Annotated in this window: 15 protein-coding genes; 4 read left to right on the forward strand and 11 right to left on the reverse strand. The window is 68.3% G+C overall.

Features of this window, described 5'->3' with window-relative positions; translation table 11 throughout:
• Position 1: 1 nt before the first annotated feature.
• From ACZ5R1_RS08290 to ACZ5R1_RS08305, 4 genes are read left to right on the forward strand one after another with little or no spacing between them, the layout of a single operon-like run.
• A complete protein-coding gene (locus ACZ5R1_RS08290; RefSeq protein WP_464713020.1) occupies positions 2 to 1,459 on the forward strand; it encodes an ABC transporter permease in 1,458 nt (485 codons plus the stop codon).
• Positions 1,456 to 3,108: an ABC transporter ATP-binding protein gene (locus ACZ5R1_RS08295; RefSeq protein ID WP_464713021.1), complete on the forward strand. Its 1,653-nt coding sequence runs from the start codon at positions 1,456 to 1,458 to the stop codon at positions 3,106 to 3,108. Before ACZ5R1_RS08290 ends, ACZ5R1_RS08295 begins: the two co-directional genes overlap by 4 nt.
• Positions 3,105 to 3,641 (forward strand): GNAT family N-acetyltransferase, encoded by a 537-nt coding sequence (locus tag ACZ5R1_RS08300; RefSeq protein ID WP_027601857.1) that lies wholly within the window; start codon positions 3,105 to 3,107, stop codon positions 3,639 to 3,641. Before ACZ5R1_RS08295 ends, ACZ5R1_RS08300 begins: the two co-directional genes overlap by 4 nt.
• On the forward strand, positions 3,638 to 4,210 hold the full coding sequence (locus ACZ5R1_RS08305; protein WP_081347956.1) for a GNAT family N-acetyltransferase: 573 nt from the start codon (positions 3,638 to 3,640) through the stop codon (positions 4,208 to 4,210). The genes ACZ5R1_RS08300 and ACZ5R1_RS08305 overlap by 4 nt, the downstream gene beginning before the upstream one ends.
• A gap of 224 nt (positions 4,211 to 4,434) precedes the next feature.
• Here ACZ5R1_RS08305 and ACZ5R1_RS08310 read toward each other — a convergent pair whose 3' ends face one another.
• The 11 genes from ACZ5R1_RS08310 to ACZ5R1_RS08360 form a co-directional block, all read right to left on the reverse strand.
• The gene (locus tag ACZ5R1_RS08310) at positions 4,435 to 5,646 is read right to left on the reverse strand and encodes an MFS transporter (RefSeq protein ID WP_027599894.1); all 1,212 of its coding nucleotides are present in this window, start codon (positions 5,644 to 5,646) and stop codon (positions 4,435 to 4,437) included.
• Between the two features lie 403 nt (positions 5,647 to 6,049).
• The gene (locus ACZ5R1_RS08315) at positions 6,050 to 6,565 is read right to left on the reverse strand and encodes a DUF4142 domain-containing protein (RefSeq protein ID WP_027599893.1); all 516 of its coding nucleotides are present in this window, start codon (positions 6,563 to 6,565) and stop codon (positions 6,050 to 6,052) included.
• Between the two features lie 123 nt (positions 6,566 to 6,688).
• The gene (locus ACZ5R1_RS08320) at positions 6,689 to 7,444 is read right to left on the reverse strand and encodes a hypothetical protein (RefSeq protein ID WP_058791598.1); all 756 of its coding nucleotides are present in this window, start codon (positions 7,442 to 7,444) and stop codon (positions 6,689 to 6,691) included.
• Positions 7,444 to 7,638, reverse strand: a complete 195-nt coding sequence (locus ACZ5R1_RS08325) for a hypothetical protein (protein WP_007159025.1) — start codon at positions 7,636 to 7,638, stop codon at positions 7,444 to 7,446. The genes ACZ5R1_RS08320 and ACZ5R1_RS08325 overlap by 1 nt, the downstream gene beginning before the upstream one ends.
• Before the next feature lie 94 nt (positions 7,639 to 7,732).
• On the reverse strand, positions 7,733 to 8,974 hold the full coding sequence (gene alaC, locus ACZ5R1_RS08330) for an alanine transaminase (protein ID WP_007159024.1): 1,242 nt from the start codon (positions 8,972 to 8,974) through the stop codon (positions 7,733 to 7,735).
• 146 nt (positions 8,975 to 9,120) lie between these two features.
• Positions 9,121 to 9,444 (reverse strand): TM2 domain-containing protein, encoded by a 324-nt coding sequence (locus tag ACZ5R1_RS08335; RefSeq protein WP_044340768.1) that lies wholly within the window; start codon positions 9,442 to 9,444, stop codon positions 9,121 to 9,123.
• Between the two features lie 98 nt (positions 9,445 to 9,542).
• A complete protein-coding gene (locus tag ACZ5R1_RS08340; RefSeq protein ID WP_027599890.1) occupies positions 9,543 to 10,115 on the reverse strand; it encodes an ANTAR domain-containing response regulator in 573 nt (190 codons plus the stop codon).
• Between the two features lie 11 nt (positions 10,116 to 10,126).
• Positions 10,127 to 11,323, reverse strand: coding sequence for a CmpA/NrtA family ABC transporter substrate-binding protein (locus ACZ5R1_RS08345; protein WP_027599889.1), 1,197 nt, complete (start codon positions 11,321 to 11,323; stop codon positions 10,127 to 10,129).
• Positions 11,324 to 11,567: 244 nt separating this feature from the next.
• Positions 11,568 to 13,952 (reverse strand): penicillin acylase family protein, encoded by a 2,385-nt coding sequence (locus tag ACZ5R1_RS08350; RefSeq protein ID WP_464713022.1) that lies wholly within the window; start codon positions 13,950 to 13,952, stop codon positions 11,568 to 11,570.
• A 145-nt stretch (positions 13,953 to 14,097) separates the two neighbouring features.
• Positions 14,098 to 14,877 carry a hypothetical protein gene (locus tag ACZ5R1_RS08355; RefSeq protein ID WP_007159020.1) on the reverse strand — a complete coding sequence of 260 codons (780 nt, stop codon included), beginning with the start codon at positions 14,875 to 14,877 and terminating at the stop codon, positions 14,098 to 14,100.
• Positions 14,878 to 14,920: 43 nt separating this feature from the next.
• Positions 14,921 to 15,889, reverse strand: a complete 969-nt coding sequence (locus ACZ5R1_RS08360) for an alpha/beta hydrolase (RefSeq protein ID WP_288474652.1) — start codon at positions 15,887 to 15,889, stop codon at positions 14,921 to 14,923.
• Between the last annotated feature and the right edge of the window lie 48 nt (positions 15,890 to 15,937).

The following is a 15,937-nucleotide window of genomic DNA, read 5'->3' on the forward strand; positions in this document are numbered from 1 at the left end:
CATGCCGAAATTCGTCTTACTCTGGACCGACCTCGCCCTCTACCTGCTGGTGGCCGGCAGCCTGTGCTATGCCTGGCGCGCGCGTCGCCAGCCGGCCCTGCGCGCCAGTTGGCGCCGGGTGCTGCAGGATGCCCCGGCGATGAGCGCGGCCGTGGTGCTGGCCAGCTTCGTCGCCATCGCCCTGCTGGATTCGCTGCACTACCGGCCCCAGTTACCCGCGACGCCTGGCGCCACGGCGCCGATCTACTCGCCCACGGTACTCTCGGCCCTCGACGGCCTGCTGGCCGAGACCAGCCTGACCCAGCGCGAGAAGACCTATTCGGCGCCGCTCGCCACCCACCAGTTCACCAAGGAAACCCTGGGCACCAGCGCCGAGGGCGCGCCGCTGCGGGACTTCCCCCGCCTCAAGCATGCCGGCACCACGTTGCGCGATCCCGCTACCGAGTGGCGGGGCGATGTCCTCAAGCGGCTGACGTTGGGCCTGCTCGGCGGTCTGGCGCTGGCCCTGGCGACTGCCGCCCTGGCCGCGGCACGGCTGCGCGAGCCGGGTGGCTTAGCCAGCCGCTGCGGACTCATCCTCCGCGGCCAGACCGCCACGCCCTGGCGCGCCATCCTGCTGACCTGGCTGGGCGTCTGCCTGGTGGCCGGCAGCGTGATCGCCCTGGCCAGTGGTTACCACGTGCTGGGCACCGACGGCACCGGCAACGACGTCCTCTACCAGTCGCTCAAGAGCATCCGCACCGCCTTCGTCATCGGCAGCCTGACTACCCTGGCCATGCTGCCACCGGCCATCGTCTTCGGCCTGGCCGCCGGTTACTTCAAGGGCCGGGTGGACGACGTCATCACCTACCTCTACACCACCCTGACCTCCATCCCCGGGGTGCTGCTGGTAGCGGCCTGCGTGCTGATGATGCAGGTGTTCATCGACCGCCATCCGGAGCTGTTCGACACCGGCGCGGCGCGCGCCGACCTGCGTCTCTTCATGCTCTGCCTGATCCTCGGCCTCACCGGCTGGGCCGGCCTCTGCCGCCTGCTGCGCGCCGAGGCGCTCAAGCTGCGCGAGCTGGAATACGTGCAGGCGGCGAGGGCCTTCGGCGTTTCCCACTTCACCATCCTGCGCCGGCACCTGCTGCCCAACGTCTTCTACCTGGTGCTCATCACCCTGACCCTGGAATTTTCCAGCCTGGTGCTCTACGAGGCGGTGCTCTCCTACCTGGGCATCGGTGTCGATCCGACCATGAATTCCTTCGGCTCCATGATCAACGACGCCCGCACCGAAATGTCCCGCAGCCCCATGATCTGGTGGAATCTGCTTAGCGCCTTCGCCTTCATGCTGGCTCTGGTGCTGGCGGCCAATCTGTTCGCCGACGCCGTGCGCGACGCCTTCGATCCGCGCAGTCGCCGGCTGAGATCCGCCTGGCTCAGGCGCCGTCCCGGCCAGGACGAGGTGCAGCCATGACCCCGGTGCTGGAGATCCGCGACCTGGAGATCCTGGTCGACGGCGAGGAGGGCACGCGCCAGGCGGTACGCGGCCTGAGCCTGGCCATCGCCCGCGGCGAGACCTTTGCCCTGGTCGGGGAATCGGGCAGCGGCAAGAGCGTCACCGCGCTCTCGCTGTTGCGGCTGCTGCCGCCTGCGTTGGGCATCGCCCGCGGCGCGGCGCTGCTGGCCGGCACCGATCTGCATCGACTGCCGGAAGGGCGCCTGCGCGAATTGCGCGGCGGGCGCGTCGGCACCATCTTCCAGGAGCCCGCCACCAGCCTGAATCCGGTCATGCGCATCGGCGAGCAGATCGAGGAAACCCTGCGCGCCCATACCGCGCTGCGCGGCGCCGCCGCCCGCGCCCGGGTGGTGGAATGGCTGCGTCGGGTGGGCATTCCCGAGCCGGAGCGACGGATCGACGACTACCCCTTCCAGTTCTCCGGTGGCCAGAAGCAACGCATCATGATCGCCCTGGCGCTGGCCGCCGAGCCGGATCTGCTGATCGCCGACGAGCCCACCACGGCGCTGGACGTCACCGTCCAGGCACAGATCCTCGCGCTGCTGGCCGACATCCAGCGCGAACTGGGCATGGCCATCCTGCTGATCACCCACGACCTGGCGGTGGTGCGCCAGGTGGCCCATCACGTGGCCCTGATGCGCCACGGCGAGATCGTCGAGAGTGCGCCGGCGGCGGACTTCTTCCAGGCGCCCCGGCATCCATATGCCCGCGAGTTGTTCGCCGCCATTCCCACCTTCGCCAAGCGCGACCAGACCCTGGCAGGAGTACCCCGCACCTTGCCCGCGCGAACCCCGGGCGAGTGCTTGCTGGAGGTACGCGACCTGGCCGTGCACTATCCGCTCCGCCGCGGCGCCTGGGGCCGGACCCGGGACTGGGTCAGGGCGGTGGACGGGGTGAGCTTCGACCTGCACGCCGGCGAGACCCTGGCCCTGCTGGGCGAATCCGGCTGCGGTAAGACCACCACCGGCAAGGCGCTGCTGCGGCTGCTCGACGGGCCGCGCATCGGCGGCAGTGCCCGCCTGGGCGGCGCAGAGCTGCTCACGGCCGATGGACGCACCCTGCAACGGCTGCGCCGGCAGATCCAGATCGTCTTCCAGGATCCCTTCGCCTCCCTGGATCCGCGCATGCGCATCGCTGCCACCCTGGAGCAGGGGCTGCTGGCCCTGCGCCCGGAACTGGACGCCGCCGAGCGCCAGAGACGTGCCGCCGCCCTGGTGGAGCGGGTCGGGCTGCCGGGGGACACCCTGCAGCGCTTTCCCCATGAATTCTCCGGCGGCCAGCGGCAGCGCATCGCCATCGCCCAGGCGCTGATCGTCGAGCCGCGGGTGCTGGTATGCGACGAACCCACCTCGGCGCTGGACGTCTCGGTGCAGGCGCAGATCCTCGATCTCCTGCGCGAACTTCAGGCGGAGCGCGGCCTGGCCTATCTGTTCATCACCCACAACTTTGGCGTGGTCGAGTACCTGGCCGATCGTATCGCGGTCATGGACGGCGGTCGCATCGTCGAACAGGGCAGCGCCGAACGGGTGCTGCGCGCGCCCGCTCACGCCATGACCCAGCGCCTGCTGGCCGCCGTGCCGCGCCTGGAATTCGGGACCTCGCCATGAATTTTCCACCGCGCATCGCCCTGGCCGACTTCGAGCTGGTGTGGCCGCAACCGCGCCTGGCCGCGGCCTTCGCCGACGCCCTGAACTGGAGCTATGCCGAGCACCGCCGCTTCCTTGCCTGGGCGCGCGAACAGACCAGCGTCGCCCAGGCCCGCGACAGCCTGCTCGCGGCCCGCGGCGCCTTCACCCTCGCCCAGGGCGAGAAACGCTACTTCCTGGTGCGCGGTGACGAACTGCTCGGCTGCCTGGGGCTCACGCCACTGGACGGCGGGCGGCGCTTCGAGATCGGTTACTGGCTGCACAGCCTGCATACCGGGCAGGGCCTGATGACCGCCGCACTGCGGTATTTCGTCGAGCAGCGGGGCACGGCCGGGTTCTTTCTCACCACCTCGGCCGCCAACGACGCCAGCCAGCGCCTTGCCGAACGGGTCGGTTTCCGGCGCGTCCGGGTGCTGGAAAACGATCGGGAAGGTCCGGACGGGCAGCGCTGCGCCACCTGGGTCTATGAATTGCCGCCGCAGGTGAAGTCATGACCGCCCTGAGCGTTCCGCTGCAGTATCCACCGCGCTTCGCCGTGACCGAGGCGGTGGAACTGATCGACCTGACCCTGGCCGATCCCGCCGCGGTGGCCGACTACTACCGACGCAATCGCCAGCACCTGGCGCTGTCGATGCCGCGGCGCTCCGACGCCTTCTATACCCTGGCGCAATGGCAGGGGCAGGCAGCCGCCTACCGCGCCGGAGGGCCGGGTCTGAGCGAGTTGCGCCTGGTGCTGCGAGCGGGCCCGCTGGTCATAGGCACGGTGAATTTCAGCCAGATAGTTCGCGGGGGTTTCCAGGCCTGCTACCTGGGCTACGGCCTGGATGCGGCCTGGCAGGGGCGGGGGCTGATGCGCCAGGCCGTACGCCTGGGGCGGGACTTCGTCATCGCCGAGCTGGGCCTGAATCGGATCATGGCCAACCATCTGCCGGAGAACGTCCGCAGCGCCCATCTGCTGACCCAGCTCGGCTTCGAGCGCGAGGGCCTGGCACGGCGCTATCTGGAGATCGACGGGGTCTGGCGGGATCACGTGCTGACCAGCTATGTGCGTTCCGCCCCCTGAATGAAAACCGGCGGCCCCTAGCCGCCGGACTTCCCTCAGACCCTGTTCTAAGTCTCGCGAGCTAGCGACAAACAAGGCCTCGGCGGCCCCGCGAAAGTGGCTGAGGAAGCGGATCGGACCCGCGCTCGGGTTTACGAGCGGTAAATGAGCATTCCGACCGGGCTGGCGACCCAGGGCATTTTCAACGCGGTTTGGCCGACGCGCAGCAGACTTTGAATAGGGTCTCAGACCCGCGCCGCGGTAACGGCAGCCGAGCCCCAGGTGGTGCGCCAGCGGCGCTTGACGCTGAGCAGGCCGAACCAGGCGAGCACGCCGAGGGCGGCGAACAGCCAGAGGCCCAGTTGATAGTCGCCGGTGGCCTGCTTGACCGCGCCCAGGCCGGCGGTGAGGGCGAAGCCGCCGATGCCGCCCGCCATGCCGATCAGCCCGGTCATGACGCCGATTTCCTTGCGGAAGCGCTGGGGCACCAGCTGGAACACCGCGCCGTTGCCGGCGCCCAGGCTGAGCATGGCCACCACGAACAGCGCCAGGGCCGCCATGGCGCTGGGCAGGTGGAAGCCCACGGCGGCGATGCAGATGGCCGCCACGGTATACATGCCGAGCAGCGCGCGGATCCCGCCGATGCGGTCGGCCAGGGCACCGCCCAGGGGCCGCATCAGGCTGCCGCCGAAGACGCAGGCGGCGGTGTAGTAGCCGGCCACCACCGGCTCCAGGCTGTACTGGTCATGGAAGTAGCCGGGCAGGGTGCTGGCAAGGCCGAGGAAGCCGCCAAAGGTCACGCTGTAGAAGAACATGAACCACCAGCTGTCCTTGTCGTTCAGCGCACGACCGTAGTCCACCAGCTTCTTGGGCGCCGGCCGTTCCGGGGCGTTGCGGGCGCAGAGCACGAAGACCACCAGGGTCAGGATCAGCGGGATCAGCGCGAAGCCGAATACGTTGGTCCAGCCAAAGGCCTTGGCCAGCGCCGGGGCGAAGAGGGCGGCGAACACCGTCCCGGAGTTGCCGGCGCCGGCGATGCCCAGAGCCTTGCCCTGGTGCTGCGGCGGATACCACTGGGAGGCCAGCGGCAGGGCGACGGCGAAGGACGCACCGGCGAAGCCGAGGAACAGGCCCAGCACCAGGGTCTGCTCATAACTGTGCACACCGTGCTGCCAGGCCACCAGCAGCGCCAGTATCACCACCACCTGGCCGATGATGCCGGCGGTCTTGGGTGACAGCCGATCGGCGACGAAGCCCAGGATCAGACGCAGGACGGCACCGGCGAGAATGGGCGTGGCCACCATCATGCTGCGCTGCTGGGTGGTCAGCTGCAGGTCGGTGGCGATCTGCACGGCCATGGGACCGAGCACGTACCAGACCATGAAGCTCAGGTCGAAGTAGAGGAAGGCGGCGAACAGGGTCGGCGCATGGCCGGCTTTCCAGAAACTGGGACTCATGGAGGCACCTCGGGCACGTCACGGGCATGAAAAAGGCGCCAGTCACCCTTGCCCGTTGCCGGGAGGTGAACTGACGCCTTTGTCGGTTGGGTGACCGCCGTTGGCCACCCCTGCCGAGGTCTTTGCAAGAGCGAAGCCAAGTTGAGTGAGCCCAGTGTTAGCTGGGGATCGCGATATTGGCAGCGTCTGAATCGGTCAAGGCGCTGCACAAGAATTGAGCGCCGTCACGGCGGGTTGCCCCTTGTTGGCGCTTACGAAGTAGTGCGGGCCGGGTTCGGATCGCGGCCATGGGCCGCTCCTACAGGTACGGTAGCCTCTGTAGGAGCGGCCCATGGCCGCGATAGGCTGCAAGAAAAGGCCGTGGCGATCACTCGCCACGGCCTTTTCTATTGGGATGACGCTATTACTTCGCGTACTTGGTCTGCAGCGCCTTGGCTTCCTGGAGGTGGTGCTCCAGCTTCGGCAGGGTCTTCTCGGCGAAGGCCTTGAGCGCGGCGTCATCGCCGGTCTTGGCTTCGTTGCGGAAGATCTCGATGGTCTGCTCGTGGGCCACGACCTGGTTGTTGGCATAGGAGCGGTCGAAGGAGTCGTCACGCACCTGCAGGATCATGGCCTTGGCCTTGTCCATCAGCTCGGCGTCGGTGGAGACTTTCAGCTTCTTCTCCTGGGCCAGGCTCTTGAGCTGCTCGTTGGCCTTGGTGTGGTCGTCGATCATGCTCTGGGCGAAGGTCTTGATGTCCTGGGACTTGCTCTTGTCCAGGGCCAGTTTGGCCGCTTCGATCTCGGCGATGCCCTTGGCCGAGGCGTCGTCGACGAATTCGGCCGGAGACAGCTTGTCGGCGGCCTGGGCCAGGCCGGCACCGGCAGCCAGCAGGATGGCGAGGGACAGGCTGGAGGCTTTCTTCAGCATGGGCGTCATGGACGTGCTCCTGATTTTCTTGGGCAGTAAGGGAAGGGGCTCACCGCTGTGCGGTGAACGCGCCTGCAAATGGGACCTGCCCAAAAAGTCATACGTTCCCTGAAGAAAGTGCGCGAAGCCAGATCAGGCGCGGCTTACGCTTGAGCGAAACGCTTCATAGGCGTCGAAATCGAAGCGTGTCGCCGAGACGATCTGGCTCTGTTTCAGGGTCAGGTAGATGTCCTTGCCCTTGTCCGCATAGTGGGTGGTGAAGGTCACCCAGAGTTTGTCCTTGTCGCGGTAGCCGCTCATGATCGGCTTGATGCAGACGTCCTGGTCGGCGCCTTCCGTTTCGCTCGGTTCGCCCAGGGTGGTGATGCGGCCGACGTACACCTTGCGCTCCTCCAGGGTCAGCATCAGCGTCTCCTTGTTGATGGAGGCGGTCATCAGCAGATCGTCCAGCGGACTGTCCTTGAGGATGCCGGCGAGGATGAAGGTGCGGTAGTTGTCCTCGCTCAGGCCGTACTTGCGCTTGATGGTCCAGCGCGCCAGCGTGGCCCAGGCCGTGGGAATCAGCAGGGCGGTCACCGTCACCAGCAGGATCCAGGCGGCCTGCAGCGGATCTTCCAGGGTGCCGGTGCGGCGCAGCAGCTCGGCGAGACCGGCGAAGTAGTCGAGGGAGAAGGTCCGCTCACCCCAGGACCAGCTGCGCCCCTGCACGATTTGCGCGATGCCCAGGTGCAGGATCACGGCGAGCAGGGTGCAGAACAGGCCGAAGCGCGCGCTCTGCAGATAGAGGTACTGGCCCTCGTAGCGATGCAGGCGGTAGAAGTACAGCGGATGCTTGTGGCAGACGAGAAAACCGCTGACCAGGATCGGCAGGAGCAGCAGCAGGAACATCAGCGGTTGATGAGCCGCCGGGCGCGGTCCAGGTCTTCCTTGAATTCGGGGGAGTCGAAGATCTCCGCCGGATCGATGCGCAGGGTACCGCGACCGACCACGCGCATGGACTTGTAGGAGTTGTTGATGCTCGCGGCCAGCTTGAGATCGTCCGCGGAGGGCGATTTGAGCAAATTGAACAGGCCTTTCAGCATGGCGATATCCCGGGAGGTCACTAGCGGCTTATAGCTTGGAACGCCCGGACTGACAAGAATTCGCCGCGCCGCCGGTCGACGGCGCGGCGAAGACTCAGGCCGGCTCGACCCCGGATTTGCGCGCGGCCGCCTTGGGCAGCAGGCCGTCGGCACGGAACATCTGCTTGATGCCGCGCACCGCCTGGCGGATGCGGTCCTGGTTCTCGATCAGGGCGAAGCGCACATGGTCGTCGCCATAGTCACCAAAGCCCAGTCCCGGCGAGACGCAGACCTTGGCCTCGGCCAGCAGCTTCTTGGCGAATTCCAGCGAACCCAGGTGGGCATAGGGCTCGGGAATCTTGGCCCAGACGTACATGGAGGCCTTGGGGTTCTCCACCATCCAGCCGGCTTCGTGCAGGCCGCGCACCAGCACGTCGCGGCGCTGCTGGTATTGCTGGGCGATGTCGCGCACGCACTGCTGGTCGCCTTCCAGGGCGGCGATGGCCGCCACCTGCAGCGGAGTGAAGGTGCCGTAGTCGTGATAGCTCTTGATGCGCGCCAGGGCGGCGACCAGCTCGGGATTGCCAACCATGAAGCCGATCCGCCAGCCGGCCATGTTGTAGCTCTTGGACAGGGTGAAGAATTCCACCGCGATGTCCTTGGCGCCAGGCACCTGCATGATGGAGGGCGCCTGCCAGCCGTCGAAGACGATGTCGGCATAGGCCAGGTCGTGCACCACCAGCACGTTGTAGCGCTTGGCCAGTTCCACCACGCGCTCGAAGAAATCCAGCTCCACGCACTGGGCGGTGGGGTTGGAGGGAAAGCCGAGGATCATCATCTTCGGCTTGGGAATGCTTTCGCGGATGGCCCGCTCCAGTTCGGCGAAGAAGTCCATGCCCTGCACCAGGGGCACCGAGCGCACCTGGGCGCCGGCGATCACCGCACCGTAGATGTGGATCGGATAACTCGGATTGGGCACCAGCACGGTGTCGCCGGCATCCAGGGTGGCCAGCATCAGGTGAGCCAGGCCTTCCTTGGAGCCGATGGTGACGATGGCTTCGCTGTCGGCATCGATCTCCACCTGGTAGCGATCGCGGTACCAGTGGGAGATGGCGCGTCTCAGGCGCGGAATGCCCTTGGAGCTGGAGTAGCCGTGGGTGTCTTCGCGCTGGGCGACCTGGCAGAGCTTCTCGACGATGTGCGGCGGAGTCGCCCCGTCGGGATTGCCCATGGACAGGTCGATGATGTCCTCACCGCGACGGCGCGCGGCCATCTTGAGTTCGGCGGTGATGTTGAAGACGTAGGGGGGCAGGCGATCGATGCGCGCAAAGCGGCGCACGGGACTGGAATCAGTCATGCGTTCCTCGAAGTACGTAAGCGCCCGGAACCGTCCGAGCGACGTGGGTCACAGGAGGTGACCTGCAGCGGACAGTAGCCGCAGGTCGCTGCGCTTGTCGAGGAAAAAATCAGCGGGGCGCCGCTGGCGAGGCGCTCCGGTGCGGATCAGCGCGCGTGACCGGCCTGCAACGCCGCCACTTCCAGTCGCGCCTGCTGGCGCGCCTTGTCCTGGTGCTGCTGGATCATGCCGGGGATGAGGAAGGCATCGATCAGGCACCAGATCCCCAGGATGATCCAGGGAATGAAGAAGGTGACCCAGCCGAGCAGCGAGAGCACCAGCATGATGGCGGCGGTACCGGTGCGGCCGAGGTAGAAGCGATGACCGCCGAGCATGCCGAGAAAGAACCAGATCAGGTAGGCGGCGCCGGTGGATTTGCGCGCGTTGGCGACCTTTTGTTCGACCAGCATTTCGGCTTGCAATGAGCTCATGACAGACGTCCTTTTCGAGGGTGAATATCCAGGGGGCGCGGATAGTGCCACACAAAGCGGAGCCAGACCATTTCCCGTGGCGGGCTCCTGGCGCCGGTTCAGCCGAGCAGTTCGCTCATGGCGATGATCTGGTCGGCCACCTGGATCAGCTTCTGCTGCTTGCTCATGGCCTGGCGGCGCATCAGGGTATAGGCCTCGTCTTCGCTGCAGCCACGCATCTTCATCAGCAGCCCCTTGGCCTGGTCGACCTTCTTTCGCTCCAGCAGCTGCTGCTCGCGGGCCTGGAGTTCGGCGCGCAGGGCCTGGTCGGTCTCGAAACGGGCGCGGGCCACATCGATGATGGCCTGCAGGCGACTGGTCTGGATGCCTTCGACGATATAGGCGCTGACGCCGGACTGGATGGCCCGGCGCATCACCGCCGGGTCATGCTCGTCGGTGAACATGACGATGGGGCGCGGCCGGTCGCGGGTGACCAGGCAGACCTGTTCCATGACGTCGCGCCCGGGTGACTGGGTGTCGAACAGGATGACGTCCGGCCGCAGGGCCTCGATGCGTGCGGGCAGGTCGATGGTCAGACCGGATTCCTCGATGACCTCGAAACCGGCTTCGATCAGCGCGGCCTTGAGACGGCCGACCTGCTTGGGGGTGTCGTCGATGAGCAGGATGCGCAAGGTCGTTCTCCCTAGTAGTCGCTGAGCGCGTGGATGGCGAAGCTGCGGGCGTAACCGGCCGGATCGCTGCCGTCCCAGGTGCGACCGTCGAACAGGGTGCTGCTGCGCCGGGTCGGCGGTACCGCCAGCCCCAGGTCGGTGGCGGCCTGCCGGTACAGCTCGGTGCACTGCACGGCCTCGGCGATGGCCAGGTAGTCCGGCTCCTCGCGCAACAGGCCCCAGCGGCGGAACTGGGTCAGAAACCAGAGGCCATCGGAGAGATAGGGTGGATTGACCGCGCCCTGGCGATGGAAGGCTAGGGGGTGCTGGTCTTCCCAGTGGCCATCGAGGCCGTCCTCGTAGTGACCGAGAAAGCGCTGGGCGAGCAGCGCCGCGTCGGTGTCCACGTAGTCGGCGCCGCTGATCAGCTGGGCGGTGCCCAGGCGATTCTCGCGACTTTCCTCTATGAAGCGACTGGCGTCGAGCAGGGTGCGGATCAGCGCCCGCGCGGTATTGGGATAGCGCTCGGCGAAGTGGCCGGTGCAGGCCAGCACCTTTTCCGGGTGGTCCGGCCAGATCGCCTGGGTGGTGGTCAGGGTGAAGCCCTGGCCGCGCGCCACGGCGGCGGCGCCCCAGGGTTCGCCGACGCAGAAGCCGTCGACCCGGCCGGCGGCCAGATGCTCGGGCATCTGGGGTGGCGGCACCAGCGCGGTGCGCACGTCCTGCAGGGGATGGATGCCCTGGGCCGCCAGCCAGTAGTAGAGCCAGAAGATATGGGTGCCGGTGGGAAAGGTGTGCGCCAGGGTCAGCGGCCTGGCGTCCGGCTGGCGGATCCGCTCCACCAGGGAGGCCGTGTCCCGGACGCCTTCCCGGGTGAGGCTGCGCGCCAGATTGAGGCTCTGACCGTTCTGCGCCAGGCTCATGAGCACCGCCATCGGCGTGGCAGGCGCGCCGCCCAGGCCGAGATGGGCGCCATAGACCAGGCCGTAGAGGCAGTGCGCGGCGTCGAGCTGGCCGTTGAGCAGGTTGTCGCGCAGCGCCGACCAGGAGGGCTGGCGGTGCAGATTGAGCGTCAGGCCATGGGGTTCGCCGAAGCCCTGAGTCGCCGCCACGATCAGCGAGGCAGCATCGCTCAGAGGCAGGAAGCCCAGGTTGAGCTCCGGCTTTTCCGGGGCATCCGAACCCGCGACCCAGAGGTGCGCGGCGTGGGGGGAAGGCTGGGCAGGCATGGTGTCTCCGGCAACTGACAGACGCCAGGGCGCCTCTCTGTGCACCGCTATGGGCGTCTCGACTAGGGCCTGCACCATTATGGTGACAGGCACGGCACCATCAACGGGCGCTTTCATTGCCATGGCGCCTGCGGGACAGCGCCTTTGCAGCGGTCCGCGGCGCGGCGAACGAGGGCGACGCCGGCTGAGGTCTGTCAGAAGCGGGGCAAAACCCGCGCCAAGTCGCGGGTTGCCGGCGGTGGGACTACTTCTGCGGAATCAGCAGCAGGCGGTCGCGCCCATAGACGCGCTCCAGATTCTGTGGCTGTAGCGGCAGGCTCTGGTATTGCCCGCGGGTCCAGCCCTTGCCCGGGGTGCCGACCTGGCTCGCCTGCAGCGGTTCGGCCAGGCCGAAGTCCACCACCAGGCGCAGCGCCGGCGCCAGCCAGACCTGGTCATTGCCGCCCCAGTGACTGGCGGTCAGGTCCAGCGTCGAGCCGTCGCCACCATAGGCGTTGCCGTCCTGGCGGTGCAGGCGGCCCCATTGCCAGCTGGCGCGATCGCTACCCAGCCGGGCTTCGCAGGTGGCGACGGCCGCGGCCAGGGCGCGGGCGAAGATCGCCGGCTTGTCTTCGTGGGCGGCGGTGCTGACGTCATCCCAGTAGGGACTGTCGTCACGCGCCAGGAGGTGATCGACGATGGCGTTGTAGCCGGTGTCGCTGAGGGTGGTGAAGGCCTGCCAGGCCGGACTCCTGGTGCCACCCAGTTCGTCGGCGAAGGTCTGTTCGGTCAGGGCCTGGAGAAAGGCTTCGTAGAGCGCCGCGTCACCGGAGCCGGCGGCCAGGCGGCCGTCGAAGCCCTGCAGACGCCGCAGGGCCTCTTCCGCCTGCGGGCGCTGGCCCGCCGAGAGGGCGGCGATGGCCTGGCGCAGCGGTGCGGCGAAGCCGGGGGAGTCGAGCTGGGTCTTGAGTTTGGCGGCCAGGGTGGTGGTCTGGTCCTGCTGCAGGGCCATGGCGTCGCGGCCATCGAGGCGCGCCGAACGGCCGGCCAGTTGCGCCAGGCGCTCCTGGCGCTCGGGGCCCGACCAGTTGCTGGACAGCTGCATGCCGTAGCCACGCGGTACCACGCGCTGGTTGGCGGCGCCCAGCCAGCCCTGGGCCGGATCCTGGTCATAGGGGTGCAGCATGGGATCGGCGTAGCCATCCCAGGCGTAGCGCTCGTCCCAGCCGGGCGAGGGCAGTAGACCCAGGCCGCTGCGGCGGTTGGGATAGCGCCCGGTCACCTGCCAGCCGATGTGCTCGGCATCGGCGAACACCAGATTCCAGTCGCTGGCGCGCAGGTCGCGAGCCAGTTCGAAGGCGCGCTCCACGTCCTTGGCGCGGGAGAGGTCGAAAAGGGCGTCCAGGCTCTTGTCGGCTTCCAGACGACTGCTGCGCAGGGCCAGGCCGTAGCCGTAGCCGTTGGCGTCCGGCGCCAGTGCCAGATTCAGCAGCGGACCGCGGGGACTGGTATAGAGGGTCTCGCGCCGCGGCTTTTCACCGCGGACGAAAAAGGTCTCCACCCGCTCGCCGGCCGGCTGCCACTGACCGCCGCTCTGCACCTGCAGGCGACCGCCCTGGCGTTGCAGGCGTTCGAGGTAGAGGTCCTGGCTGTCGCCCATCAGGGTCGCGGCGCCCCAGGCCAGTTTGCCGTTGTAGCCGTCGAGCAGCAGCGGCAGGCCGGGCAGGGTGGTACCCACGGCCTCGAAGCGTGGCGCCCTCAGGGTCACCAGGGTAAAGGGCGACCGGCCGACGGCACTGACCTTGTCCACCGCGAGCAGGCTGCGGCCGCTGCGGGTATGCCCCGGGGTGGCCGCCCAGGCTGTACCGGTAGGGCCGCCGAAGGGCGCCTGCTCCGCCAGTTGCCGCTGGACCTGCAGCAGGGCTTCGAGCCCTGGCAGCTGGCCGCGCAGATTCAGGCCGCGCAGCTTGGCGGTCTCCTCGTCCGGCAGGGGTTCGTCCGGGTAGGTGGGCAGGAGCCAGGCCAGGCGCTCGGGACCGACCTGGGCGGCCAGGGCCAGCGCCGCGGTTTCCTTGCGCAGGTCCACCGCCTGGGCGAAGTTGAGCAGTTCGAAGAGCAGGGCGCTGTCTTCGGCCTTCCAGTATTCGGCGCGGTAGTCGTGGCCATCCAGCTGGACCCGTTCGCCAGCGCGATAGAGATAGGCGTTGACCCCCCGGGCATAGACCTCGAAGAAGGCCTTCATCCGTGGCGAGGCGTTGCCGTAGGCCACCTGGGCGGCCTTGCGCAGGTCCACCGCGCGCATGAACCTGTCGCTGTCCAGGCGGCTTTCGCCGTAGGCCTCGGCCAGCCGACCCTGGGCCAGCAGGCGCAGCTCGACCATCTGCGCCAGGCGTTCGCTGGCATGGACGTAGCCGAGGGCGAACAGGGCATCGTGAAAGGTGGTGGTCTCGATCAGCGGCTGGCCGTCGGCATTGCGGCGCACCGAGGCGGTCTGCGCCAGGCCGCGCAGCGGCAGGCTGCCCTTGAGTTGCGGCTGGCTGCGGGTCGGCTGCTCTTCGCCGAGGTACTGGCAGCCGGCGAGGGCGGTCAGCAGGCCGAGGGTAGCGAGACGCAGGGGCGCGCGCGGGCGAAACAGGAGAGGCGAGACCATGAACAGCGGACACTCCGGGCGGATGGATGCGAACGGGTGGCTACGTTAGCAGGGTCCGGCGGGGGAGCAAGCCTCGGGCGAGGGGTGGCGCCTGGGCGCTGCCGACAGGTCGTCGGCAAGGGTGCCTGGCGCGGCACCAGACCGCTCAGCGCAGCGCCATCCAGATCAGCAGCGCGGCCTGGAACAGGCAGAACACCGCCAGGCAGCCGATGGCGAAGCGCAGCGAGATGTCATCGCGGCGATAGAGGGCGATGCGGTCCTCCAGCTGGCGCAGACTGGCATCGCGCTCGTCGATCACCCGGTCGCACTGCTCCAGCAGGGTGGCACCGTCCAGCAGCGACAGCAGCTGCACCTTGTCGGCATTCCAGTCCTCGCGCAGCTGGCTGACCCGGGCGGCCCGGCAGAGCTGCTGACGCTCGTCATCCGCCGCCGTCTCGACGGTGAAGCCCTGGGCGCCGAGCACGTGGTCGCGGCGCTTGCGGCTGTCTTCGTCGAGGGCGTCGCGGCGCGCCAGGGGCAGGTCCTGCACCCGGTAGTGGCTCCAGCGCAGGCGTGCCCAGGCGGCCGCCCGCGCCAGTAGAAAGCGTCCCAGGCCGCGTTCTTCCGGCTCGATCTGCAGACCGCGCTCCGGGCCGAGGCGGATTTCGCCTTGGCGATGGTCGACCCAGACCTCCAGCACGTTCACCTCGCGGTGCAGCAGCTGACCGGGAATCTGCACCGTCAGCCGCAGCAGGCTTTCCTCGTCACCATGGCGCTCGACCAGGCCGAGTTGCACGAAGCGCAGTGGGCGCGCGCCGACCCGGCGATCCGCCGGCTGCGGCATCAGCCGCAGCAGCTGAAAGCGCTCCGGCGGCAGGCTGGCCCAGGGATGGGGCTCGTTGGGTGCGGCCTCGACGGCCGGTGATGCGTGATCGGGGGTGTCCACGGACGGGCTCCAGCGGGTGCGCCGCCTGGGCGCCTTTGCTGGCTTATCGGCCGACGCGCGAGGAACCTGAGCGCGCGACGAAGGCGGTCACGCGCTCGACCAGCGCGCGGGCCAGGGGCAAGTTGGGATTGTCGTAGCTGGGCAGTTGCGCCTGGAAGTCCGCCGGGGTGATGCGCAGCATGTGGTTCATGCCGGCAATGATGGCCAGTTCCGCATCCGGTTTGGCGCGCTGCAGGGCGCGGGCATCGTCGACCTCCACCTGGATGTCATGGGTGCCCTGGACGATCAGCGCCGGCGCGTGGATGCCGGCGAAGGCCCTGGCCGGATCCTGGCGGAACAGCGAGATCAGATAGGGCTGGACGCTGGGGCGGAACAGCACCAGCAACTCCTTCGGCACCTCGGGCACCGGGGTGCCGCGCAGCAACTGGTCGATGATCCACTGGGCGCTGGCCAGGCCGGCCGGCGACAGCTTGCCCGCCAACTGCTCGCGCAGCACCACGTCGATGGGCCGGCCGCTGCCGGCCAGGGTCACCACCCCGGCGACCGGCACCCGGTCGGCGGCCAGACTGGCGATCAGGGCGCCTTCGCTGTGGCCGAGCAGGATCACCGCGGAAAAGCGCGGATCGGCGCGCAGCAGCCGGATCCAGCCGACCAGGTCGTCGACATAGCGCTCCACGCTGAGGCGACTCTCGTCCGGCTCGGCGCTGCGACTCTCGGCCACGCCGCGCTTGTCGAAGCGCACGCTGGCGATCCGCTGCCGGCCCAGGGCCTCGGCCAGCCGCTGCAGGGCCGCGTTGCGCGCGCCGGGGGCGTTGCCGTTGCGATCGATGGGCCCCGAGCCGGAAACGAAGAGCACCACCGGTTGCGGCCTGTCGCTACGGGGCAGGATCAGACTGCCCTTGAGCACACCGCTGCCGGTGTCGAGCTGGAGGGGACGATAGAGCACGGGATCGGCCGCCGTGGCGAGGGCGGGCAGGGCGAGGTACAGCAGCAGGGAGAACAGCAGACGCATGGCGGGAAGGGCACCGGAGAGCTGGGGTGTGGGGGCCTATCCCGCACA

Source organism: Pseudomonas sp. Pso3, from assembly GCF_055393275.1.

Excerpts from the sequence above, each read along its gene's own strand:
- ACZ5R1_RS08290 (WP_464713020.1), top strand. The coding sequence starts at position 2 with ATGCCGAAATTCGTCTTACTCTGGACCGACCTCGCCCTCTACCTGCTG.
- ACZ5R1_RS08295 (WP_464713021.1), top strand. The coding sequence starts at position 1,456 with ATGACCCCGGTGCTGGAGATCCGCGACCTGGAGATCCTGGTCGACGGC.
- ACZ5R1_RS08300 (WP_027601857.1), top strand. The coding sequence starts at position 3,105 with ATGAATTTTCCACCGCGCATCGCCCTGGCCGACTTCGAGCTGGTGTGG.
- ACZ5R1_RS08305 (WP_081347956.1), top strand. The coding sequence starts at position 3,638 with ATGACCGCCCTGAGCGTTCCGCTGCAGTATCCACCGCGCTTCGCCGTG.
- ACZ5R1_RS08310 (WP_027599894.1), bottom strand. The coding sequence starts at position 5,646 with ATGAGTCCCAGTTTCTGGAAAGCCGGCCATGCGCCGACCCTGTTCGCC.
- ACZ5R1_RS08315 (WP_027599893.1), bottom strand. The coding sequence starts at position 6,565 with ATGACGCCCATGCTGAAGAAAGCCTCCAGCCTGTCCCTCGCCATCCTG.
- ACZ5R1_RS08320 (WP_058791598.1), bottom strand. The coding sequence starts at position 7,444 with ATGTTCCTGCTGCTGCTCCTGCCGATCCTGGTCAGCGGTTTTCTCGTC.
- ACZ5R1_RS08325 (WP_007159025.1), bottom strand. The coding sequence starts at position 7,638 with ATGCTGAAAGGCCTGTTCAATTTGCTCAAATCGCCCTCCGCGGACGAT.
- alaC (WP_007159024.1), bottom strand. The coding sequence starts at position 8,974 with ATGACTGATTCCAGTCCCGTGCGCCGCTTTGCGCGCATCGATCGCCTG.
- ACZ5R1_RS08335 (WP_044340768.1), bottom strand. The coding sequence starts at position 9,444 with ATGAGCTCATTGCAAGCCGAAATGCTGGTCGAACAAAAGGTCGCCAAC.
- ACZ5R1_RS08345 (WP_027599889.1), bottom strand. The coding sequence starts at position 11,323 with ATGCCTGCCCAGCCTTCCCCCCACGCCGCGCACCTCTGGGTCGCGGGT.
- ACZ5R1_RS08350 (WP_464713022.1), bottom strand. The coding sequence starts at position 13,952 with ATGGTCTCGCCTCTCCTGTTTCGCCCGCGCGCGCCCCTGCGTCTCGCT.
- ACZ5R1_RS08360 (WP_288474652.1), bottom strand. The coding sequence starts at position 15,889 with ATGCGTCTGCTGTTCTCCCTGCTGCTGTACCTCGCCCTGCCCGCCCTC.